The sequence below is a fragment of the Amycolatopsis sp. NPDC021455 genome (assembly GCF_040640995.1).
Lineage (GTDB): Bacteria > Actinomycetota > Actinomycetes > Mycobacteriales > Pseudonocardiaceae > Amycolatopsis.
Genome location: NZ_JBFACT010000007.1, coordinates 130,023 through 150,319 on the forward strand (window position 1 = coordinate 130,023; position 20,297 = coordinate 150,319).

The 20,297-nt window shown below is 70.9% G+C and carries 13 protein-coding genes and 3 pseudogenes; 5 read left to right on the forward strand and 11 right to left on the reverse strand.

Translation table 11 applies throughout. From position 1 onward, the window contains the following. Positions 1-84 precede the first annotated feature (84 nt). On the forward strand, positions 85-828 hold the full coding sequence (locus AB0G28_RS12840; RefSeq protein WP_361087216.1) for a HEAT repeat domain-containing protein: 744 nt from the start codon (positions 85-87) through the stop codon (positions 826-828). A gap of 17 nt (positions 829-845) precedes the next feature. Here the strand turns inward: AB0G28_RS12840 and AB0G28_RS12845 are convergent, their stop codons facing one another. From AB0G28_RS12845 to AB0G28_RS12865, 5 genes are all read right to left on the reverse strand, one after another. Then, on the reverse strand, positions 846-2,639 hold the full coding sequence (locus tag AB0G28_RS12845) for an ATP-binding protein (RefSeq protein ID WP_361087219.1): 1,794 nt from the start codon (positions 2,637-2,639) through the stop codon (positions 846-848). Positions 2,640-2,644: 5 nt separating this feature from the next. Then, positions 2,645-3,691, reverse strand: coding sequence for a PrgI family protein (locus AB0G28_RS12850; RefSeq protein ID WP_361087222.1), 1,047 nt, complete (start codon positions 3,689-3,691; stop codon positions 2,645-2,647). 12 nt (positions 3,692-3,703) lie between these two features. After that, positions 3,704-5,479, reverse strand: coding sequence for a hypothetical protein (locus AB0G28_RS12855; RefSeq protein WP_361087225.1), 1,776 nt, complete (start codon positions 5,477-5,479; stop codon positions 3,704-3,706). A gap of 414 nt (positions 5,480-5,893) precedes the next feature. Then, on the reverse strand, positions 5,894-6,217 hold the full coding sequence (locus tag AB0G28_RS12860) for a pilin (protein ID WP_361087228.1): 324 nt from the start codon (positions 6,215-6,217) through the stop codon (positions 5,894-5,896). A gap of 161 nt (positions 6,218-6,378) precedes the next feature. Further along, positions 6,379-7,263: a sigma-70 family RNA polymerase sigma factor gene (locus tag AB0G28_RS12865; protein ID WP_361087230.1), complete on the reverse strand. Its 885-nt coding sequence runs from the start codon at positions 7,261-7,263 to the stop codon at positions 6,379-6,381. Between the two features lie 629 nt (positions 7,264-7,892). Here AB0G28_RS12865 and AB0G28_RS12870 point away from each other — a divergent pair. From AB0G28_RS12870 to AB0G28_RS12880, 3 genes and pseudogenes are all read left to right on the forward strand, one after another. After that, positions 7,893-8,531 carry a hypothetical protein gene (locus AB0G28_RS12870; protein WP_361087233.1) on the forward strand — a complete coding sequence of 213 codons (639 nt, stop codon included), beginning with the start codon at positions 7,893-7,895 and terminating at the stop codon, positions 8,529-8,531. Between the two features lie 29 nt (positions 8,532-8,560). Then, entirely contained in the window at positions 8,561-9,652 is a 1,092-nt protein-coding gene (locus AB0G28_RS12875) for a DNA methyltransferase (RefSeq protein WP_361087465.1), read from the forward strand. 231 nt (positions 9,653-9,883) lie between these two features. After that, a pseudogene (locus AB0G28_RS12880) lies at positions 9,884-10,126 on the forward strand (enolase C-terminal domain-like protein); the annotation flags it as partial. A 290-nt stretch (positions 10,127-10,416) separates the two neighbouring features. On the opposite strand, the pseudogene AB0G28_RS12885 reads toward AB0G28_RS12880, so the two are convergent. Further along, a pseudogene (locus tag AB0G28_RS12885) lies at positions 10,417-10,728 on the reverse strand (substrate-binding domain-containing protein); the annotation flags it as partial. Between the two features lie 57 nt (positions 10,729-10,785). On the opposite strand from AB0G28_RS12885, the pseudogene AB0G28_RS12890 reads away from it, so the two are divergent. Beyond that, positions 10,786-10,980, forward strand: a pseudogene (locus AB0G28_RS12890) (helix-turn-helix transcriptional regulator); the annotation flags it as partial. 141 nt (positions 10,981-11,121) lie between these two features. On the opposite strand, the gene AB0G28_RS12895 reads toward AB0G28_RS12890, so the two are convergent. The 5 genes from AB0G28_RS12895 to benA all read right to left on the reverse strand — a co-directional run bounded on the left by AB0G28_RS12895 (position 11,122) and on the right by benA (position 20,159). Beyond that, positions 11,122-12,741, reverse strand: coding sequence for a tannase/feruloyl esterase family alpha/beta hydrolase (locus tag AB0G28_RS12895; RefSeq protein ID WP_361087236.1), 1,620 nt, complete (start codon positions 12,739-12,741; stop codon positions 11,122-11,124). 51 nt (positions 12,742-12,792) lie between these two features. Continuing rightward, on the reverse strand, positions 12,793-15,516 hold the full coding sequence (locus tag AB0G28_RS12900) for a LuxR C-terminal-related transcriptional regulator (RefSeq protein ID WP_361087239.1): 2,724 nt from the start codon (positions 15,514-15,516) through the stop codon (positions 12,793-12,795). A 142-nt stretch (positions 15,517-15,658) separates the two neighbouring features. Further along, entirely contained in the window at positions 15,659-18,286 is a 2,628-nt protein-coding gene (benC, locus tag AB0G28_RS12905) for a benzoate 1,2-dioxygenase electron transfer component BenC (RefSeq protein WP_361087242.1), read from the reverse strand. Between the two features lie 8 nt (positions 18,287-18,294). Then, positions 18,295-18,801: a benzoate 1,2-dioxygenase small subunit gene (gene benB, locus AB0G28_RS12910; protein ID WP_361087245.1), complete on the reverse strand. Its 507-nt coding sequence runs from the start codon at positions 18,799-18,801 to the stop codon at positions 18,295-18,297. Continuing rightward, positions 18,798-20,159, reverse strand: a complete 1,362-nt coding sequence (gene benA / locus AB0G28_RS12915; protein WP_361087248.1) for a benzoate 1,2-dioxygenase large subunit — start codon at positions 20,157-20,159, stop codon at positions 18,798-18,800. The genes benB and benA overlap by 4 nt, the downstream gene beginning before the upstream one ends. Positions 20,160-20,297 lie beyond the last annotated feature (138 nt).

Sequence of the window (20,297 nt, forward strand, 5' to 3'; positions counted from 1 at the left end):
TCCGTTGGAATCGCGGTGACTGAGAATTGGGCCTGGACGACGTCGGCTGGTGAAGTCGTGATCACGAGGGGAAGAGGGGACGGCATGGCCGGAGGGGGCGAAGGCGACGAGCTGGAAAGGCTGGTTCGTCAACTCGACGCCGACAGCGTCGAAGACGCGATGGACGCGCAGGCCGCGCTGACCCATCGCGGCCGCGACAGCGACGTGATCACGCCACTGCTGCGGTGCTTGCCCACGTTGACCCGGTACGGGCAGTTGTGCGCCATCGAGATCATCGAAGCACTCGGCGATACCCGCGCTGTGCCGTCGTTGATCGAGCTGTTGACCAGCGAGCACGACACCGTGCGCGAATGGGCCGCGCTCGCTCTGATCGATTTCCCCGTCCCCGAAGCCGTGCCGGTGCTGTGGCAGGCCTACCACGCGTGCCGAAGGAAGGGCGTCCCTCCGGACTGGAGCGAACCCGTGGGCTACCGGTACGCGTTGACCGCGCTCGGCGCACGGAAGCCGGTTGTCCCGCCGCTGACCGCCGGCCTGCGGATCATCATCTCTGACGGTGCAGAGGCGTGGCCATCGACCCGGCTGCCCGAGGTTTTCGACGACCTCGCCGCGCACGGTCAGGTGACGTTGTACTTTCAGCTGTGGCAAGTCGAACCCGACACGCGGTACGGGCTTTCGCTGCCCGACAATGAGACGGAACTCGACTTCGCTCAGCCGTGGCCTTCGCTCGTCCGGGAGGCCCACCGTCGAGCTACCGCCATCGCCGCCGGTGCGACATTGAAGGACGGTGTGGTGGGGACGATCGAGTGGATCGACGAAGTCGACCGCTGAAGCACCGCATGTCCTGTTCACAGCTCGACCCAGTCCGGGTTCGACTCGGAGTCCTGCTGGGCTGCCAGGAACTCCGGGTCTGTGGTGACGAGGACGTCTTCCGTCGGTGAGGCGAGGGCTTGGAAGGCGACCCATTCGGTGCCGGAGCCGAGCAGGCCTTGGCCGCGGTCGGCGGTGAGCAGGAACTGGCGCTGGCCTTCGGAGAGGTTGAAGGTCGCGGCGATCTGGTCGATCGCCTGCGGGGATTGGCGCAGCAGCACGCTGGTCGCGGCGTTGGCCACGATCGCGCGGCCGAGCTCGCTGTGCAGGACGTCGTCGATGTCCTGGGTGGCGACGGTGAGCCCGGCCCAGTGTTTCCGGAAGGTTTTCGACATCCGGTAGAGGAACTTCGCGCCGTCGGGGGATTGCATGAGCAGCCATGCCTCGTCGACGACGACCAGCCGCCGTCGTCGGTCGGCCGGGTTGGACACCCTTCGCCAGATGGCGTCGAGGGTCAGCAGGGTGCCGATCGCTTTGAGCTCGTCGGGCAGGTCTCGCAGGGAGAACACGACGAGGTGGCCGTCGGGTGTGGTGGTGGTCGGGCCGGAGAAGAGGTCGGCGAAGGCGCCGTCGACGAACGGGTGCAGCCGGGCCGCGAGTTCTCGAGCCGTGGAGTCGCCATTGGCCGCCAGGACGTCGCGCAGGTCCCGCATCAGCGGCGCCGGTCGGGTCCAGGTGCGCGGGTCGTTGGTGATGCCGGTGTTGGCGTAGGTGGTGGTGAGGGCGGTGTCGAGGACGGCGCGTTCGCCGGCGGTCAGCTCGGCGCCGAGGCACACGCTGAGCACGGTGTGCAGGAAGAGGGCGCGGCGGTTGAGTGCGTCCTGCGGTGCGGTGCGCCGCCCGGTTGCGGTGGTGTGGATGGGTAGGTCGAAGGGGTTGAGCCGGACGCCGCCGGCGCCGAGGTGGACGTAGGCGCCGCCGACCTGGTCGGCGAGGCGGGCGTATTCGTCTTCGGGGTCGATGACGAATGCCTGGATGTCCCGGTACAGGCTGCGCAGGGTTTCGAGCTTGACCAGGTAGGACTTGCCGGAGCCGGATCGGCCCAGCACCACGGAGTTGTGGTTGTCGCAGGTGAAGCGGTCCCAGTGCACGAGGCCTTGGGAGCCGACGTTGTAGCCGTAGAGCACGCCAATGGGCGAATTCGACGTCGGATCCGTCGCGGGTAGGTCCGGTGATGTGAAAGGAAATGCGGCGGACGCGGCGGCGGTGTCGAACGTCCTTTTCAGACCGAGGGAGTCCAGCCCGAGTGGCAGCGTGGTGACCCAGCCTTGCAGCGACCGGTAGGTGGCCGGTTTGGCGTCCAGCAGCAGCGACGCGCACAACGACCGCAGCGCCGACACCTCCTCGGCCAGCGCCCGCTCGTCGGGTGCATGGACGGTCAGGTAGAGACCGAACTTGAACAGCCGGCCTTCGCCGCGGGCGATCCGACGGGACAAGTCGGCGGCGTCGTCGGCTGCCGCGTCGAGATCGGGGTCGTCGAGCTGGTCGTGGCGGGCGTGGTGACGGCGGGAGGACTCCAGCCGAGCTCGCTGCTTCTTCAGGCCGCTGGCGGCGGTGACCGGGTCGACTGGCTGGACGTGGACGGAGACGTCGAGGCGGGCGGGGTAGGTCAGCAGCGGGTCGAGCCAGCCAGGGTAGACCTCCTGCGGGTAGCCGGTGACCCCGAACGAGGCGACCCATTCATTGCCGACCTCGAGATGCCGTGCGCCGATCGACAGCGAGTCCGGCGTGAACGTCGCCGCTGCAGAGCCGGATTGCCGGGTGCGGGTCATCGTGCTCACCGTCCTTCGATCTCGTCATAGAAGTCGGCGGCGGGGGCGGCGGTCACGATGTCGCCGGCGCCGGCCAGCGCGGCCGAGGGCGGGAGGAAGGTGTCGGGGTTGCATGCCGCGGCGAGCACTCCGGTCGCGGTCGTGGCGTCCAGCGCGGTGACGACGATCCCGGCCGCGGTGAGCAGCTCGACCGCCTCGTTGAGCCGCCGGGCGAGACGCTGCTCGGCTGCCTGTCGAGCCGGCCCGTCAGCCGCAGGTGCGGCGGATCGTCGCCGGAGGTGTTCCCAGGTCGAGCTGACGCTGTCGACGACGGCGGAGCGCGTGGGCTCGCGGAGAACGAGCAGCACTTGGCGGCGCAGTAAGTCGGCGTGCTGGCCGAGCTGGGCGAGGTAGTCGGCGTGGTCGAGCGCGGCGGCTTCGAGTGCGGGGTGAGGGAGTCCGCCGGCGCGGTCGCGTAGCTGGTCGATCTGCGGGGCGAGGTCGAGCCGTTCGGCGCGCACGAGGAACTGTACGGGCGCGGTCAGCGAGTGCAGGTAGCGGGCGAACGAGCTGACGAGGGCTTCCTGTTCGGCGGGCGTGCGCAGCGAGAAGTTGACGGTCGAGCACGCGGCGATCACGGCGAGACCGTCGTCGCCGAGGTCGACGACGCCGGCGTTCATCCCGTCGTCGACCCCGCGCGCGGGCAGCTCCAGCGGCGTCGGCGCCACGTCGTCCTCCTCGGACTCGGCGGCGAGCCAGGCCGGCACCGGCCCGACTCCCTCCGGCGCGGAGACCTGGCGGCGCGGGGTGAAGCGCTGACGGATGGCGGCCAGCAGCAGCCGGTCGAGTGGGACACCGTCCCGGCGGCCGAGCGCGACCACCGTGACCGCGAGCCCGACGGGGACCGCGACGAGAAGGAACAGCGGCAGTGGCAGGACGCTGCGGGTGGCGCCGTAGAGGGCGTAGAGCAGCAGGCCGGTGACGCCGAGGATCGTCAGCTGCCGCGCGGTGAGCGGGCCGAGCACGCGGTCGGGGCGGTCGACGTCGGCGGGAATGCGCACGGGACGGGACATGACCTGGCTACCTCACTTCTTGGGACGACGCCGCGGCGGCAGATTCAGCGGCAGGGGCAGCTGGTTCCCGGTGCGCTTGCGCACTGGTGCCGGTGCTGCTGGCGATTCGGGTTTCGGCTGGCGGCGGAGACCGAGGGGGAGTGGGTACTGCCCGGACGCGAGTGACCGGTTCCCGCTGAAGGCATCGGGCGCAGGACGGCGGTGGGCGCGTGCCGCACGGTTGATCTGACCGGAGGGTGTGATCAGGCCGGGCCCGGTCTGCGGTACACGGTTGGTTCGGCCTGGGTTGCCGAGGTCGTCGGCGAGGCTGCGTCGAGCGGGCCGCGGGGTCTGCGGCGGCAGGTGGATCGGCAGCATGCCCGCGCTCGGCGCGATCAGCGCGTTCGGCAGCTTCGCCGGCGGGCGCGCGTTGCGGCTGATCCGCCCGTCCGGCGTCAGCAGGCCCGGCTGCCGCGGTGGCCGAGCGGCCGGGGTCGGCGCGGCGAGGTCGTCGGCGAGCGTGCGTCGCGGGGTCCGGTCGGGGGCGCGGCGCACGCTGATCGGCAACCCGAGCTGGTCGGCGGGCAGCGCGTTCGGCAGGTCCTTCAGCGGCAGCGCGCGCGGGTTGGTCCGGACCGTCGAGTCGCCGGTGCGCGTCGTGGACAACGACAGCTGACCCGGCCCCGGCGTTCCGTCGAGCGCGCCGGCGCGGGGGAGTTCGTCCCACCCGCGGCGGGGGTTTTGCCGCGAGTTGGTGGAGCGGCGCAGTTTCATCGGCAGCATGAACTGTCCGGACCGCGTCGCTGGCGGATTCGGCGGCGCGCTCGGTGCGCCGACGCGACCTCGTGAGGTGGCGCGGCTGGCTGCTGCGCCGGAGAGCAGGCCCATCGTCTTGTAGGCGATGACGCCGCGCGCGATCCGCCCGAGCATCGAGGGCCGCCCGGAGCGCAGCGGGGCGAGGAACCAGAACGGGATTTTGATGAGCACGTACATCAGCGCGATGCACAGCAGCAGGTTCATCAGCGAGGAGAGCGACGGCCCGAAGAGGGTGAACCCGCCGGGTGCGAAGAACACCCGCACGGTGACCACGAGCGTCAACGACTGACCGACCTGGATGAGCAGGACGCCGCCGCTGCCTTTCCACCAGAGGTAGGCGATGCCTTCGGTGTGGGGGAGGGCGTGGAACATCAGCGTGATCGGGGCGGCGGCGACCAGCAGGATCGTCACCATCACCCGCACGACGAAGACGACCAGCAGGGCCAGCAGCATCGCCACCAGGACGAGCCCGAGGATGCCGAGGAAGATGCCGCCGCCGTGGAGGGAGCTCTGCACCATCGTGATCAAGCTGTGCGTCATTTGCGCCTGGTCGACGCCCTCGCCGAGCACTGCGGCCGACAGCGCGTTGGCGACCTGGACGCCCTTGGTCATCAGGAACAGCGACAGCGTCCCGGCGAGAAAACCCACGACCAGGCGCGGGGCGAGTTCCTTGACGGTGTAGCGGGCCTGCAGGGTCTGGTAGCCCATGATGATCAGTCCGGCCAGCAGCACGAGGATCACGTAGGCGGTGAGCAGGATGTGCCACGAACCGGCCCACACCGCGCCGAGCCCCGGCAGCTGATCCGGCTCCGGCGTGGTCAGCAGCGTCTTGCCGAGCAGGTCCAGCAGCGGGTTCATCCCCGCAGCGACGACTGCGGCGAGCAGCGCGCTGGCGGCGACGACCATGCAGCCGGTCAGGTCGGTCAGTCCGCATTCCGCGGCATCGACACCGGCGCCGCCCGGCACCTGGGCCGGTGGCGGTGTGCTCGGCACGAGCGTGGACGGCTGCGGGATGCAGTTCGGACCCTGACACGGCGAGCTGGTGGGCGGCGCACAGCCGTTATCCAGCGACCCGGGAAAGCACGACGGCGGAGTGGGCAGTGCCGTGATCGGCGGGAGCGGAGTCGCTGGAACCGGCGGGGCCGAACTCGCGATCGGAAGGCGGCATACCGGTTCAGTCGAGCCGGGTTCGCACCCTGGGTTGGGTGGCAGTGGCAGCGGTGGCTGTGCCGGAGCGAGCTGAACTGCGCCGGTGTGCCGTGGGCCGGCGGCTGCCCTGGAGGCGACGCCGCCGAGCACCGTCGCGAGCAACGCCGCCAAGGCGAGAAGCCAGAATGAGCGGCGGTGACGCGACCGGATGGGGTTCCCCGGTGCGACCGAGCGGCGAGAGGCGCGGGCGGACATCGGCTACACCCCGCCGACGATGGTCTTGAGGATTTCGACGACGAGCGGCGCGAGGGCGGCGAGCCCGAACCCGATGCCGGCGGCCTTGAACGCGCCTTTGGCCTTCTCGATCTCGCCGGGGTCGTTGGACGCCATCAGGTAGCGGAGCCCGCCGATGGTCAGGAAGACGAGCGCGACGCCGGCGAGGATGCCCATGATCCACGAGCGGATGTTCGTCAGGACCTGATCGACGGACTGCGCGAGCGCGACGTAGTGCACGGTGTCCGCACGGGCCGTAGACCCGCCGAGCAACAGCGCCGCGGCAGCCAGCGTGCAGCCGAGCACCATGCCCGGACGACGACACGATCGTGCTGGAGAGATCGGATCTTCCGGCACAGAACCGGGCCGACGGCAGCTCGTGGCAGGAGCGGGAACTCCAGCCGCCGCGTGGTGGTCATGCCGGTTCGGTGGCCGGTGGACGGGTGAGCGGTGACCGGGGCTGTGCGATATCAGTCGCATGAGGACGCCTCCTGAACGGCGCCCGGTTCCGACGTGGACCGGGATGGGCGAGGGCGAGCGGGCACTCGCGTCCCGCGGTCACCAACTCCGGATTTCGGCGGCCGGGGAGACATCGGCCGCCGCGTCTTCTCGGGCTCGTACTCGGCAGTGCGCCTCGGCTCCGCCCGCGTTGTCGCGTCGTTCTCGCGGAGGGCGTTGAGGTATCGGCCGAGCCTGCGTTCGGCGCGGTGCCGAGCTTGCTGGGCCGCCTTGTACGTCTGGCCGCGTGCGTGGGCAGCGTCGGCCAGTGACAGCTGGCCGAACCTCGTGTCGCCGATCAGCGCGGCTTCGGCGGCGGTCAGGACACCGGCGTCGACGGCGGCGAGCAGAACGAAATCGGGGTGTCCGCCGGCGTGCTCCGGCCCAGGTGCGCGAGAGCCGAGGTCGGCGATTGGCGCCGCGGCGTCGAGGGCCTCGCGCAGCGCGCGGTGGCCGGCGCGGTAGGCGGCCCAGCGCAGCCGCACGAGGATGGCCGGCCGGGTGAGGTCGACGTCGGTGAGCGCTTCGAGGAAGCCGGTCAGCACCGCGGCGTGGATGTCGTGGACCTCGCCGCGGAACCGGTTGGTCAGCTTGGCCGCAACCGGCAGCAGCACCGGCAACGCGAGCCCGACGCACGCGACCGTCCACGTGCCGCCCTCGGCCCGCGATCGCGTCACGAGTGCTGTCCACACCGCGTCCCGCGTCTGCTGTGGACATCCTTTCGCGACGGTCAGCCGGCCGACTTCGTCCAGCGGCACCAGCCGCGGCGGCAGCCCGGAGATTCGGCGGCCGTCGAGGGCGACCGGGTGCGGTCCGGTGACCAGCCAGGCGAACGCGGTGCGGGCGATATCGAACACTCCGGGCTCGCCATGCGGACGCGCTGTTGGCCGGGATGTTGAGCTTTTCGGTGGTGAGGGCTGGTCCATGGCGGCACTCCTCAGCGAATGGCAAGGTGACGCCGTCAGGAAGCCCGCCGGGGCGCCTCAAAACCGCTTCAAACCCAGGTCAGAGGCGTGACGAAGCCGCCTCAAAGCCGTTTCACGCCTGCACCCCGGGCTCGAAATCGCAGCGGTGATCCGGCAGCCGACCTGCGCGAACCTCGCCACGGAGGTTCGGCTGCCGGAGGGACAAACACAGTTTTGGCGTGACGCTGTCTCTTACCGAGCTCCTTGCCGGAGTTAGCCGGCGACCGCGCAGAAGCCACTCGACTCGATCGGTTGGTGGCCCGCTTCCGGAGGTTCCGCTCGTGACTCGACGCCCGCCGTCCTCGGCCAACCGGCCGTCCAATCGAGACGACTCGACCCGCCCGCAGCGCAATCGAACCGTCAACGGCATCCCGTACCCGGGCGCTCCGGATCCCGTCGACCCGAGCGCTCGCACTCGCCGCTCCCCGAAGCGATCGACCACCAGCCGCGAACTCGCGCCGATTCCGCCGACGGTGTGGACGGCCGGGCCCGACCCAATCGACCCGACAGCCACCTGGCCGATGCCGATCATCGAAACCATCACGACCAGCTTCTCGGCACCCGGCGCTCGGGTCCTGCTCGCACCATGGCCGACCGCTGAGGAGGCCGCGAGCCGCGCCACCAGCGCGGGCGAACTGGACGCGGCGCTCGACGCCGTGCACGCGCTCGGTCGCCACCCTGCGATCACGAAACTCGGATTGCCGACCGCGGACATGGAGGCCGTGCGGGGCGAGACGAATTCAGCCTCAGCGGTGGTCAGCGAGCGAGTCGACTTGGTCATCACATCGCTGCCACCGGATCGCGGCGCAGACGGCTCGGCGGAGACGCTGGCGATCGCGGCCGGCCGGGCACTCGCCTCTGGTGGCGTCCTCGCGGTCTACACCCACAGCGACTGGTCGAGCGGCCGGCTCACTGACCCGTCCGGCCCGATGATCGCGGCCGCGCAAAACGCCGACCTCCTCTACCTCCAGCACATCGTCACCCTGCATACGCCCATCCGGAACGGTCGCCTACAGCCGCCCGCCGTGATGGACCGAACCGACGGTGGGCGCGGCGGCCGAAAACTCGCCGTGCCGAGGACACACACGCCGGCGCATGGCGACGTCCTCGTCTTCGCCCAAGCCCACGCCGATGCCGCGCAGCCGGAAGACCTCCGATGACCAGCCGATCGAAAGGCATGTGCACCGCCATGACCACCACGCCGCCGAATACCACGCAGGCATCAGCCGACGAGCAGACCATGCCGCTGTCCCGCGCGTTCATCGACGCCCTCGACACCACCCCGCCCGCCGACACGCTGGCGGAGTTCGGTGAGCTGCCGGTGTCGGTGTGGGCGACCGCGCAGACGTCGCCGGCCGCGCAGCGCAAGGGCCGATACGTGCCGGAATCGACCGCGCACCCGGCCAAAATGCTGCCCGCCGTCGCCGCGCACGCCATCGAGCACTACACCAAGCCGGGCGAGGTGGTGCTGGACCCGATGTGCGGAATTGGCACCACCCTGGTGGAGGCGATCGACCTCGGCCGGCGGGCGGTCGGCGTCGAGTATGAGCCACACTGGGCCGACATCGCCCGCGCGAATCTCCGACTCGCGCACGAGCGCGGCCACGACCACGACGGCCAGGTCGTCCGCGGCGACGCCCGCCAGCTCGAAGCCCTCCTGCCCGTCGAGTACGCCGGCCAGGTCGCGCTGGTCGTCACCTCGCCGCCCTACGGGCCATCCGTGCACGGCCTGGTCAAGACCGACCGGGAGCCCGGCGTCGACAAGGTCAGCAAGCGCCACTACCGCTACGGCAGCGCACTCGACCGCGGCAACCTCGCCAACATCGGCCACCACCGCCTGCTGGCCGGCTTCACCCGCATCCTCACCGCCTGCGCCCGCGTCCTACGCCCCGGCGGCCACGTCGCGATCACCGTCCGGCCGTGGCGCGAGCACGCCGAGCTGATCGACTTGCCCTCCCAGGTCATCGCCTGCGGCGCCGCGGCCGGGCTGGTCCCGGTCGAGCGGTGCGTCGCCCTGCTCGCCCGCGTCGCCGACACCGAGCTGGTCGCACGCGGCAGCTTCTTCCAGCGCGACTTCATCCGTAAGCAGCGCGAGGCTGGTTTGCCGCTGCACTTGATCGCGCACGAGGACGTCATCGTTTTGCGCGCTGAGGGGTCCCGCTCGGCGGGTTCAGGAATCTCGACGGACCGTTCGGATTCGCGACGGCTCGTCACCGGCCGAGCGCGACACGCCGGGAACCCGAGGGGTGAATCGGGTGTGTCGGAGAGCTGGGCGGCGTGACTACCCGGCTACCCCGCACCCGCGCTCGGTCGGAGCGCGACTCCGCCCCCGCCCTCGTCGCCGTCACCACGCCGGCGGGGGCGGTGCGGGCGGCCACTTCGCTGGCCGTGCCGGGCGACGTTCGCCAACGCCGGTCCTCCGTGCTGGAGCAGCTCGCTGACGTCGTTCGAACCACGCTGGGCAGACGTGGCGTCGAACCCAGGACCGGCGATCCGTACGGCACTGCGTGCGATGAAGGCGCTCGCGGAGTCCGGTCCTGCGTGGGTCGAAGAGCCGTTGCGCGCCGAGGACCTTGACGGTTACCGGCGGCTCGCCGAGGCGACCGGGTTGCCGATCGCCTGCGGCGAGAACCTCCATACGCGGCACCGGTTCGCCGAGTTCGCCGCGAGCGGCGCTGTCGCTGTTTTGCGGCCCAACGTCGTGCGGGTCGGCGGTATCACTCCGCTGCTCCGCATCGCGGCCGACCTGAGGGACAGAGGTGTGCGCTTGGCGGTGCACCTGTTGCCCGAGCTGTCTGGCCAGCTGGCGCTCGCCCTCGACCCCGAGACACCGGTGGAGCTCGTCGACGGTTCCCGCTTCGAGACGCTCGGGGCGCTGGCGGGCCCGACGAGGTGCGGATCGAGGACGGCCGGTTGTGGCAGACCGGCGTCCCCGGCCTCGGTGTGGAGTTCCGCTGACGTCCTACCGTCGCGGGCGGCTGTGCCGGCCCGCACCACCAGGTTGGTGGCCAGCTCGGCGCGCTGGTTGAAGTTGGCCGTGTTGCCGGACAGCAGTGTCCGGACGGCGAGTGCCGCCATCTTTTCCAGCGGCTGGGGCACGGTCGTCAGCGGCGGCGCCATCCACTCCGCCATCGGCACGTCGTCGAACCCGACCACGCTGAGCTCGTCGGGCAGGCGGAGTTGCCGCTGCCGCGCCGGCTCGTAGACGCCCATCGCCTGGACGTCACTGGCGGCGAAGATCGCGGTCGGCGGGTCGGGCAGGTCGAGCATCTTCGCCGCGGCCGCCAGCCCGGACTCGTAGCGGAAGTCGCCGTGTACGACCAGCTTGTCGTCGAACTCGATTCCCGCGCCTTCCAACGCGGCGCGGTAGCCACCCAGGCGCGCCCGGACTCCGCGGAACGGAGTACGCCGGTGCTCACCGACCGGGAACTCGCCGTGGTCCGGCTGGTGGCGGTGGGGCGGAGCAACCAGGAGATCGCCGACGAACTATGTGTCTCTCTGTCCACAGTGAAGCCTCATCTGGGGAGCATCCAGGTCAAGCTGAGTGCTCGTAACCGGGTGGAGATCGCAGCCTGGGCTTGGGAATCGGGCGAAGTTCGGCGTCGGTGAGCAGCCGGGTCGCCGAGGCACCTTGAAGCCGGAAAGGGGGGCCCACGTCTGCCCGGTGCCGGCCCGGCTCGAGAAGCTCGCAGCGAAAACACGCTGAGACGGTGGGTTTCGGTCGCCGTGCGGGCCGCCCGGCCATCGGCGTCACCGGTAGGTGCGGGCGCAGGTGAAGCTGTCGGCGTCGTCCGGATTTCCCGTTCGGTTGTAGCGGGCCACCTGGGGGTAGGGGCAGAGCTTGCGGGTCACCTCGGTGCCGGCCGGTGTGGTCAGCGAAGCTGGGACCGTCTGGGGTGCGCGGCCGTGCTCGACCCAGGCGACGACCGCTGCCAGCGGATCGTCGGGCATCGGGCCGGCGGCACTCCGGCAGTGGCTCGCCCCGGGGGCGAGGAACAGGCGGGCGAACTGCGCTGTGGCCGCCCCGCCGCGCATCGCGCGTTGGACGCGCTGGTAGTAGTCGACCGTCCCCTGCGGGAAGATCAGCTCGTCGGCGAGTCCGTGCCACAGCAGCACTTTGCCTCCTCGCGCGGCGAACGCGGAGAGGTCGGGGTCGTCGGTGGCGATCGTCGGACCGAACTCCTTGACCGACTGCGCGAACAGCTGCTCGAACCGGCTGAAGGTCAGGGTGCGCCAGTCCCAGGCGGGATCGCGCTGCAGCCAGGTGCCGAACCAGGCGACGGTGATCGGGAAGGCCGCGCCGGTAGTGTTCCCCGAGGCGTCGGTGGTCGTGCCCGCAAGTCCGGAGAAGTCCGCTCCGGGTTCGAGACCGAACCACAGGGGCCGTCCGGCCGTCTTCGGGCCCTCCCAGATCTTGGCCACCACGTCTGCGTCGGTGGCCGTGACGGTGCCGCAGGGGGTCACGGTGCCGACGAGGGCGTGCGGATTCCACCGGCAGGCGTCGACGTTGCCGATCACCCCGTCGGTGACGCCGTCGAGGGCGTCACAGGCCTTCACGACGGCCGCCGTGAAGGCCTGCTGCTTGCAGGCGGGCAGGAAGTCGGCGGCCTCGTTCATCACCAGCTGGGGCCAGATTTCGGCGGGGATGAACCTGGTCCAGTTGATCGCGGGCGCGCCGGAGACGATGCCGTCGTAGTCGCCGGGGAACCGCTGGACCTCCATCAGGCCTTGCCGGCCGCCGGTGGAGCACCCGGTGAAGTAGGAATAGCTGGGCAGGCGGTCGAAGAACGCCTTCGTCACGTCCTTGCCGACCACGGTCATGTCATGGATGCCGCGAGAAGCGAAGTCGGTGATCAGGGGCCAGTCGAGCCGGCGCCCGGCGGTCAAAGCGAACGATCCGTCCCGGTTTCCGCCTTGGTGCCCGCAGTCCGTCGACGCGGCGGCATAGCCGTTACCGAGGGCCTTTCCGAGGGCGGGATAGCTGATGCCGCAGGAGTATCCGCCGCCGCCCACCCCCTGGAAGCGCCCGTTCCAGCCGGCCGTCGGCAGCCACACCTCGATGCCGATGTCGTGACCGGCGCCGTCCGGCTTCGCCATCGTGACCCGGCAGAACGCCGGCAAGCCGGTCACCGCGGGTTGCCCCGGCGGTGTGAAGCTGCCCGACGTGTTCAGGGTCGCTCCGGTGACGATGCCGTCGGCCCGGGGGAGCCCGGCTTGCAGGACGTCCGCGCGGCACACCGTCGGCGGGACGCTCCCGAGCCCGGCGGCAGCAGACGCCGGCGTTGCCGTGCTCAACGCCAGAAGCGCGGCCATCGCCGCCACCGCCGGCTTGCGACGTGCCCTGATCACGAACTCCCGCCACGACCTCATCGTCGTCGTCCTTCCCGAGCGCAGGCGGCACCCCGCCAAACGCTCCACTTGTCATAGTTGTAAGTCGATATTTTTGTCGAATGATGCGAGGGGGTCCCGAAGAGACGTTTCGGGAACGGTGTTCCGGCGGGCTGCCAGCTCGGTCCGCGAGCGGATGCCGAGCTTGGCGTAGACCCGTGTCAAGTGGTACTGCACGGTTTTGCTGGACAGGAACAGCTCGGCCGCGACCTCCTTGTTGGACATCCCCCGGGTGACCAGCCGGGCCACCGCTTCTTCCTGTGGGGTCAAGGTCGCCGGGGTCGATTCCGGGCGCAGCAGGTGCATGCCGCCCGCCTTCAGCTCGCGGTCACATCGTTCGATGCAGGTCGTCGCGCCCATCGCGGCGAAGCCGTCCCGGGCCGCGGTGAGCACGACGTCCGCGCGGGCGCGGCGGCCGAGGCGGCGCAAGGTCTGGCCGTACCCGAAGTTGATGCGGGCCTGGTCGTAGCGCAGCGGCAGCGCGGCTGTCCGCTCGAGCGCCTCGTCGAAAGACGCGGTCGCGGCGGCGACGTCACCGCGGGCGCCGTGCAGCCGGCCGCGGGCCGCGGCGAGGCGCGCACAGGCCGAGCCGTGGTCCCGCTTGGCCGCCAGTTTCTCGTGCGGGGCCAGGAAGTCGTCGGCCTCGTCGAGCCGTCCGAGCAGGACCAGGGCGTGGGCGTACATGTCCTGCCAAGGCCAGTGGCCGGGTTCGTCGGTGCTGGAGTCCGGGGACGGCCGGGTGAGCGGGTGCAGCGCGCGCAGCACTCCGGCGGAATCGGCGCGGGCTTCGGCGACGTGGGCGCGAGCGAGCTGGCCCGGGATCCGCATGATCGGGTAGTCGTTCGCATGGGTGGTGCTCTGCAGCAGGACGGCCTCGGCGACGTCCCACTCGCCACGCAGCGCGCGGACGGCGGCGGCGGTCCACCACAACAGCGGCCCGGTGAGGAGGATTCCGCTGCGTTCCTGCAGTTCCAGGGCGTCGCGCACGGTGACGAGGGCGCTGTCGAACTCACCGGTGAGGAACTGCGTGCGGGCGAGCCACGCGCGTGCCCACAGCGAGATCCGCGCGGAGCCGCCGAGGTAGCTGGTGGGGACCGCGCTTTCGAGGTCGACACGGGCGTCGTCGACCCGGTCGGTCAGCAGGTTCAGCCAGCCGCGGGCCAGCAACGCACGCTGGGCTTGGGCGCCGTGGCGCAGGCGGCTGATCAGGTGCTCGTAGTCGCGCCGCGCCTGCTTGGCCCGGCCGGTGGCGGCCAGGCCGAGGCCGCGGATGGCCGCGGCCTCCACGGCCGGGGGCGTGCCGTCGCCGGCGAGCTCGATGGCGCGGTCGGCCCACCGCACGAGGTCGCCGCCGTCGTAGCGGGCGAGCGCGTCGAGGACGTAGCGCTGGCAGATGAGGGCCGCCGTCTCCGGGTCGCGCTCGGCGTTGACGATGTCCCACGCACGACGCAGCCGGGTGCCGGCCTCGGTGGCCCGGCCGCGGACCACCGCGAGGTAGCCGAGGACGGCGTCCCGCAGCGGGGTTTCCCGGATGCCTTCGACCTCCGGGACCAGTGCCGCCGCGCGGAAGACGTCCCCGGCGCCGATCAGGGCGTCGACGGCCCGGGTGAGCCGGGCCTGCCGCGGCTGGGGCTCGTCGGTGAGCCGGCTCGCGTCGCTGAGCAGGGTGGCGGCGGTGCCCCAGGCTCCCTCGGCCGCTCGCTCGCGCGCGAGGTCGTCGAGCCGGACGGCGATCGTCTCGTCGGGCACGGGACTGGCGGCGACCAGCAGCCGCAGCGACCGGACGGGGTCGGCGACCAGCTCCGCGGCGCGGCGTTGCAGCCCGGCGCGCCGGGCCGGGCCGAGCCTGGTCAGGACGGCTGCACGGACCATGGGGTCAGGCGGGCCGACCTTGGTGAGTCCGCGCGATGCGAGCCGGACGAGGCCGGCGCCGGCGGCTTCGTCCAGCAGGACGAGCGGGTCTTCGCCGAGCTCGGCGAGGGCGAGGACGTCCTGGACCGGAGTGTCGGCACCGAGGACGGCGGTCGCCTCGGCGAAGCGCCGAGCCGCGGGCGAGCAGTCTTCGAGGCTTCGGCGGACGCGTGCGTCGACGGTGGCCGGGGCGGGCAGCGTGGGGTCGAACTGAGCCCAGATCGCTCTCGGCAGCTCGGTGAGCAGCTCGACCACCGGTTTCGGCCTGCCGAGGCTGTGGCGCACCAGCCGTTCGGCCATCGAGGGGTGGAGCGCGACGCCGTAGGACGCGGCCAGTTCGCTGATCTGCGCGGCGTCCAGCGGCAGAATCCGCGGGCGGTCGGTGGCGACGCGCGGCAGCAGATCGAGCGCTTCGGCGTCGGCTCGCAGATCACCGGTGGTGGCGGTGACCAGGATCTTCAGCTGTGCTCCGGGGTGGTGGCGCAGCGCCGAGGCCAGGGTGCGCAGTGACATGATGTCGGCGAGGTGCGCGTCGTCGATGACCAGCAGCGTGCCAGGGGTGAGCCGTTCGACGAGCTGGGCGGCGGTGGCCAAGGGGTCGGACGCCGGCATCCCGGGGAAGGCCTGGGTCAGCAGGGCGTACGAACAGCGGGATTCCCACGCGGCCGCCGTCATGGACAGCCGCGGCCCCTGGTGGCGCCGTGCAACCTGGCCGGCGATGGCTGTCGCGCCGATGCCGGGCGGGCCGGCGAGCAGAACGAAGCGGTTGTGGCCGGTCTGGAGGCGCTGCTCCAGGCCGGCGACGAGCTCCGCTCGCCCGACCAGCGACTCTGCCGCTCTCGTCATATCGCCCTCCTCGATCCGCGATCCGGCCGGGCCCCTTCGCCAGGACAGGTACTTCGATCGTGGCCGCCCGCCCAGCGTGCCGCCTGACCGGCGCCGACGCCCATCGGAGCCGCTGCGCGGGTTGGCACCGGTGCCGCCGGTGTCAGCCGAGGTCGCCGCCCGCGACCGGCAGGACGGTGCCGGTCACGTACGACGCCTCGTCGGAAGCCAGGAACGCGATCGCCGCTGCTTGTTCGTCGAGGGTGCCGTATCGCTTGAGCAGGGACGACTCGAGCGTCTGGTCGATGTGCGCCTGGAACCAGGCCTTTTCCTGCGCCGACCCCAACGCGGGACCGCCGCGGGAGACGCGCCGCGGCGGGGCGTCCGTGCCCCCGGGCGCGGTGGCGACCACGCGGATCCCTGCGCCGGCGTACTCGACGGCGAGCGAGGCGGTGATCGCGTTGATCCCGCCCTTGGCCGCGGAGTAGGGAATCCGGTGGATGCCGCGGGTGGCCGCCGAGGAGACGTTCACGATCACCCCGCTGTTGCGCTCGCTCATCGACGGCAGCGCGGCCCGGCAGGCGAACAGCGTGGTCAGCAGCGACCGGCGCAGCTCGGCTTCGATCTGCTCGGGCGTGAACTCGGTGAACGGCTTGAACCAGATCGCTCCGCCGACGTTGTTGACCAGCACGTCGATCCGGCCGTGCCGGGCGAGCGCGGCCTCCGCGACGGCCTGGGCGCCTTCCCAGGTTTCGAGGTCGGTGACCACGGCGTCGCCCGCCAGTTCGGCGGCCAGGCCTTCGACGAGGTCCGCGCGGTCGGCCAGCACGAGCGTGCCGCCTTCGGCGGCGATCCGGCGGGCGGTGTGCTCGCCGATGCCCTGGGCGGCACCGGTGATGATGACGACCTTGCCGGTGAAGCGGCCGGGCGTGACGAACCGGGGCCGCTTCGCGGTGTCGGCGTCGGCCATGGCTCGCCGGGTGGTGATCTTCGAGCGGTCCGCGTGCCCGGCGATCAGCCTGCGGGCGGTGCTGCGGTCGCCGGCGTCGAACGCCGTGACGATGTCGAGGTGGTCCTGGGTGCAGCGCGGGTGGCACCACGTGGCGCCCCGCAGGGTCGTCTCCATGTGGCCCTTGACGCCGAGGGCGCGGTAGGCCTGCAGGAGGTGGTCGTTGCCGGTGAGGCTGAACAGGTAGTCGTGGAAGGCGGCGTTCGCTTCGGTGTAGGCGGCGGCGTCGACGAATCGGTCACCGTCCACGTAGGGCACGGCCGACTCGGCGAGCAGCCGGTAGCCGGCGAGCTGCTGCGAGGACAGCCTGCCGATGGTGAGTTCCAGGGCGCCGAGTTCGAGGGCCTGACGGGCTTCGAACACCGCGTCCGATTCGTGCACCGACGGGTGTTCTTCGCCGATTTCGTAGTGACCGGGTGCCGGCGGTTCGGTACCCGCCCACGCCGGGAGGACTTCCTGCCCGGCGATCGATCGGGCGGTGGCGTCGGCGAGGGCGGGCTCGCCGGGGTCGAGCCCGCCCTCGCCCCTGCCGGTGCCGGGCCAGATCCGTTGCCCGGCGATCGTGCACGCGGTGGCCGCCTCTTCCCGGGCCGAGCGGGCCGGGCCGCTGGTCGACGCGGTGAGGGCCACCTCGGGAAAGACCGTCCGGCCGGCCAGGGTGCGGCTCGCGCCGGGCCGGCCGTCCAGCCGGGGAACCGGGACGGTGACCTCGGGTGCCGGCTCGGCGTCGGGGACCTGTTGCGGTTCGGGCGAGGCCGCGACCGGCCCGCCGGGGCCGGCGGCGAGGGCGAACTTCTCGTAGTAGAACCCGGTCGGCATGAACCCGATGCCGGCGAAGTGCTTGCGGACGGCTTCGACCATCGGCGGCGGCCCGCACAGGTAGACCGCGACGTCGCCGTCGCGCAGATGCTCGTCGCGGATCAGCGTGGTGACGTACCCCCTGTTCGGGGCCGTGCTGCCCGGATCGGCGACGCAGTAGTCCCACGTCAGGTTCTCCGTCTGGGCGGCCAGCTCCCGCAACGTGTCGACCTCGACGAGGTCGTCGTCCGTGCTGACGCCGTAGACCAGGTGCGCCGGCCGGGTGGCTCCAGTCGCCCGCATGGCGCGCAGGATCGACAGGATGGGCGCGAGCCCGGTGCCGCCCGCGAGCAGGAGCACCGGCCGCTCGGTCTCGCGCAGGAAGAAGCTGCCGTGCGGCCCGGTGAAGGTCAGCTCGTCGCCCGGCTTCGCCCGGCCGGTCAGGTATTCGGACATCACACCGCCGGGCGTGAGCTTCACCAGGAACGTCAGGTGCTTCTCGTCGGGGGCGTTGCTGAACGAGTACGAGCGGGTCTCGTCGGTGCCGGGCACGGCGACGTTGACGTACTGGCCGGGTAGGAAAGCGAGCTTCTCCCGCTCCGGCGTCTCCAGGGTGACGGCCACGGTCGTGGGCGACAGCCGGTCGAGCGCGGTGAGCGTCGCCGGGTAGGTCGCCGCCTGCGTCTTGGCGACCGCGGACGTGCTCGCGATGCGCAGCACCAGGTCGGACTTCGGCTTCATGCTGCACGGCAGCACGTAGCCGCGCCCGGCCTCGTCCTCGGTGAGCGCGTCGTCGATGTAGCTGCCGCCGTCGTACTCGCCGGACTCGCAGAACGCCTTGCAGGTGCCGCAGGCGCCGTCACGGCAGTCGAGCGGGATGTTGATGCGCTGACGGTAGGAGGCGTCGGCGACGGTCTGGTCCGGCGCGCAGGTGATGAACCGGGTGACACCGTCCTCGAAGGACAGAGCGATCTGGTGGGTCATGGCGGACCTCAGATGTGGTAGACGTCGACGACGTGGTGGATGTAGTCGTTCTTGAGCACCACGGTCTTGCGGCGGATCAGCGGCGCGGGGCCGGAGAAGTCGATGGTGCAGAACGAAGTGCCGTAGTACGGGTCGACGGTCTTGTAGCGGAAGTACATGGTGTGCCAGTTGAACCGGACGTCGACGAGGTCCCCGCGGCGCTCGATCAGCTCGACGTTGGTGATGTTGTGGCTGGTCCGCGGTTCCGGGATGGACGTCGCGCTGGAGCGTTCGGTGCGGATGCGGAAGACCCGGTCCTCCAGGCCGCCCTTGTTCGGGTAGTAGATGAGCGAGATGTCGGTTCGCGGGTCTTCGGTGAGCAGGTCGTCGTCGCCCCAGGAGGGCATCCAGTAGACGACGTCGTCGGCGTAGCACTCCAGCCACTTTTCGAACTCGCGGTCGTCGAGGTAGCGGGCTTCGCGGTAGAGGAACTGCTCGATGTCGTGCTGGGTGATCGTCTTTTCGACGGTGGTCATCGGGTTCCTCCTCGCTCGGCGGCGATCGCGGCCTGCATCGTTTCGCGCCAGTAGCCGTGCTGGACGGGGTAGAGACCTTCGTCCTCGTTCCTTTTGCCGGCGGAGATGACGCCCTTCATGTCGAGGGCTTCGGCGACCTCGTCGGGCCCGGTGAGCCAGTGCTGCGCGCCGCGGCTCATGTCGTTCCAGGGCGCGGCGGTGGCGCGGAAGGTGAGCTGGCAGGAGCGGAACTCCTCGAGGTCGTCGGGGGTGGCCATGCCGGAGGCGTTGAAGAAGTCCTCGTACTGGCGGATCCGCCAGGCGCGGGCGTCGGCGCTCTCGCCCTTGGGCGCGATGCAGTAGATGGTGACCTCGGTCTTGTCCGGCGCGATCGGGCGGAAGTGCCGGATCTGCGTGGAGAACTGGTCCATCAGGTACACGTTGGGGTACAGGCAGAGGTTGCGGGAGCCACGGACCATGAACTCGCCCTTGGCGTCGCCGAAGCGTTCCTTCAGCTCGTCCATACGCGACCACAGTGGACGGTCCTGCGGGTTGCCCGCCCACGTCCACAGGCACAGGTGCCCGTGCGGGAAGGACCAGTAGCCGCCACCGGACTTTCCCCAGCTCCCGGCGTCGAGAGTCCTGGTGTCGTTCTTGGACTCGCCGGTGTTGCGGCGGGCGGTGGTGGCGGCGTAGTTCCAGTGGGTCGCGGTGACGTGGTAGCCGTCGGCGCCGTTCTCCGCCTGGACCTTCCAGTTGCCGTCGAAGGTGTAGGTCGAGCTGCCGCGCAGGACCTCCAGTCCGTCGGGGGACTGGTCGACGAGCATGTCGATGACCTTCGTGGTGTCGCCGAGGTGCTCCGCCAGTGAGACGACGTCCGGGTTGAGGCTGCCGAACAGGAAGCCGCGGTAGGAATCGAACCGTGCGACCTTGGTCAGGTCGTGGGAGCCGCCGGTGTCGAAGCTGTCCGGGTAGCCGGCACCGTCGGGGTCTTTGACCTTGAGCAGCTTGCCGTCGTTGCGGAACGTCCAGCCGTGGAACGGACACGTCAGCGTGGTGCGGTTGTCGGTCTTGCGGCGGCAGAGCATCGCGCCGCGGTGGGCGCAGGCGTTGATCAGGCAGTGCAGCTCGCCGCCGGAGTCCCGGGTGATCACGACGGGCTGGCGGCCGATGTGGGTGGTGAAGTAGTCGCCGGGGTCCGGCAGCTGGCTTTCGTGGGCGAGGTAGATCCAGTTGCCCTCGAAGATGTGCTTCAGCTCGAGTTCGAAGATCTCCTCGTCGGTGAAGATCCGCCGGTTCGCGCGGTACACGCCCGCTTCACGGTCCTCGACGACCGCGTCGGCGACGACGGCGGACACGTGCTCCAGCATTTCGGTCATGGATCCTCCAGCGGCCCGGATCGGCTCTGCTCGGCCTCCGGCGATCCGACGCCACCGGTGGCATGCCCGTCGAACCATGACAGCCCGTGCCGCCCGTCACACCAGGCAAATGCCTAGACCTGACCTAGGGTGGTATTG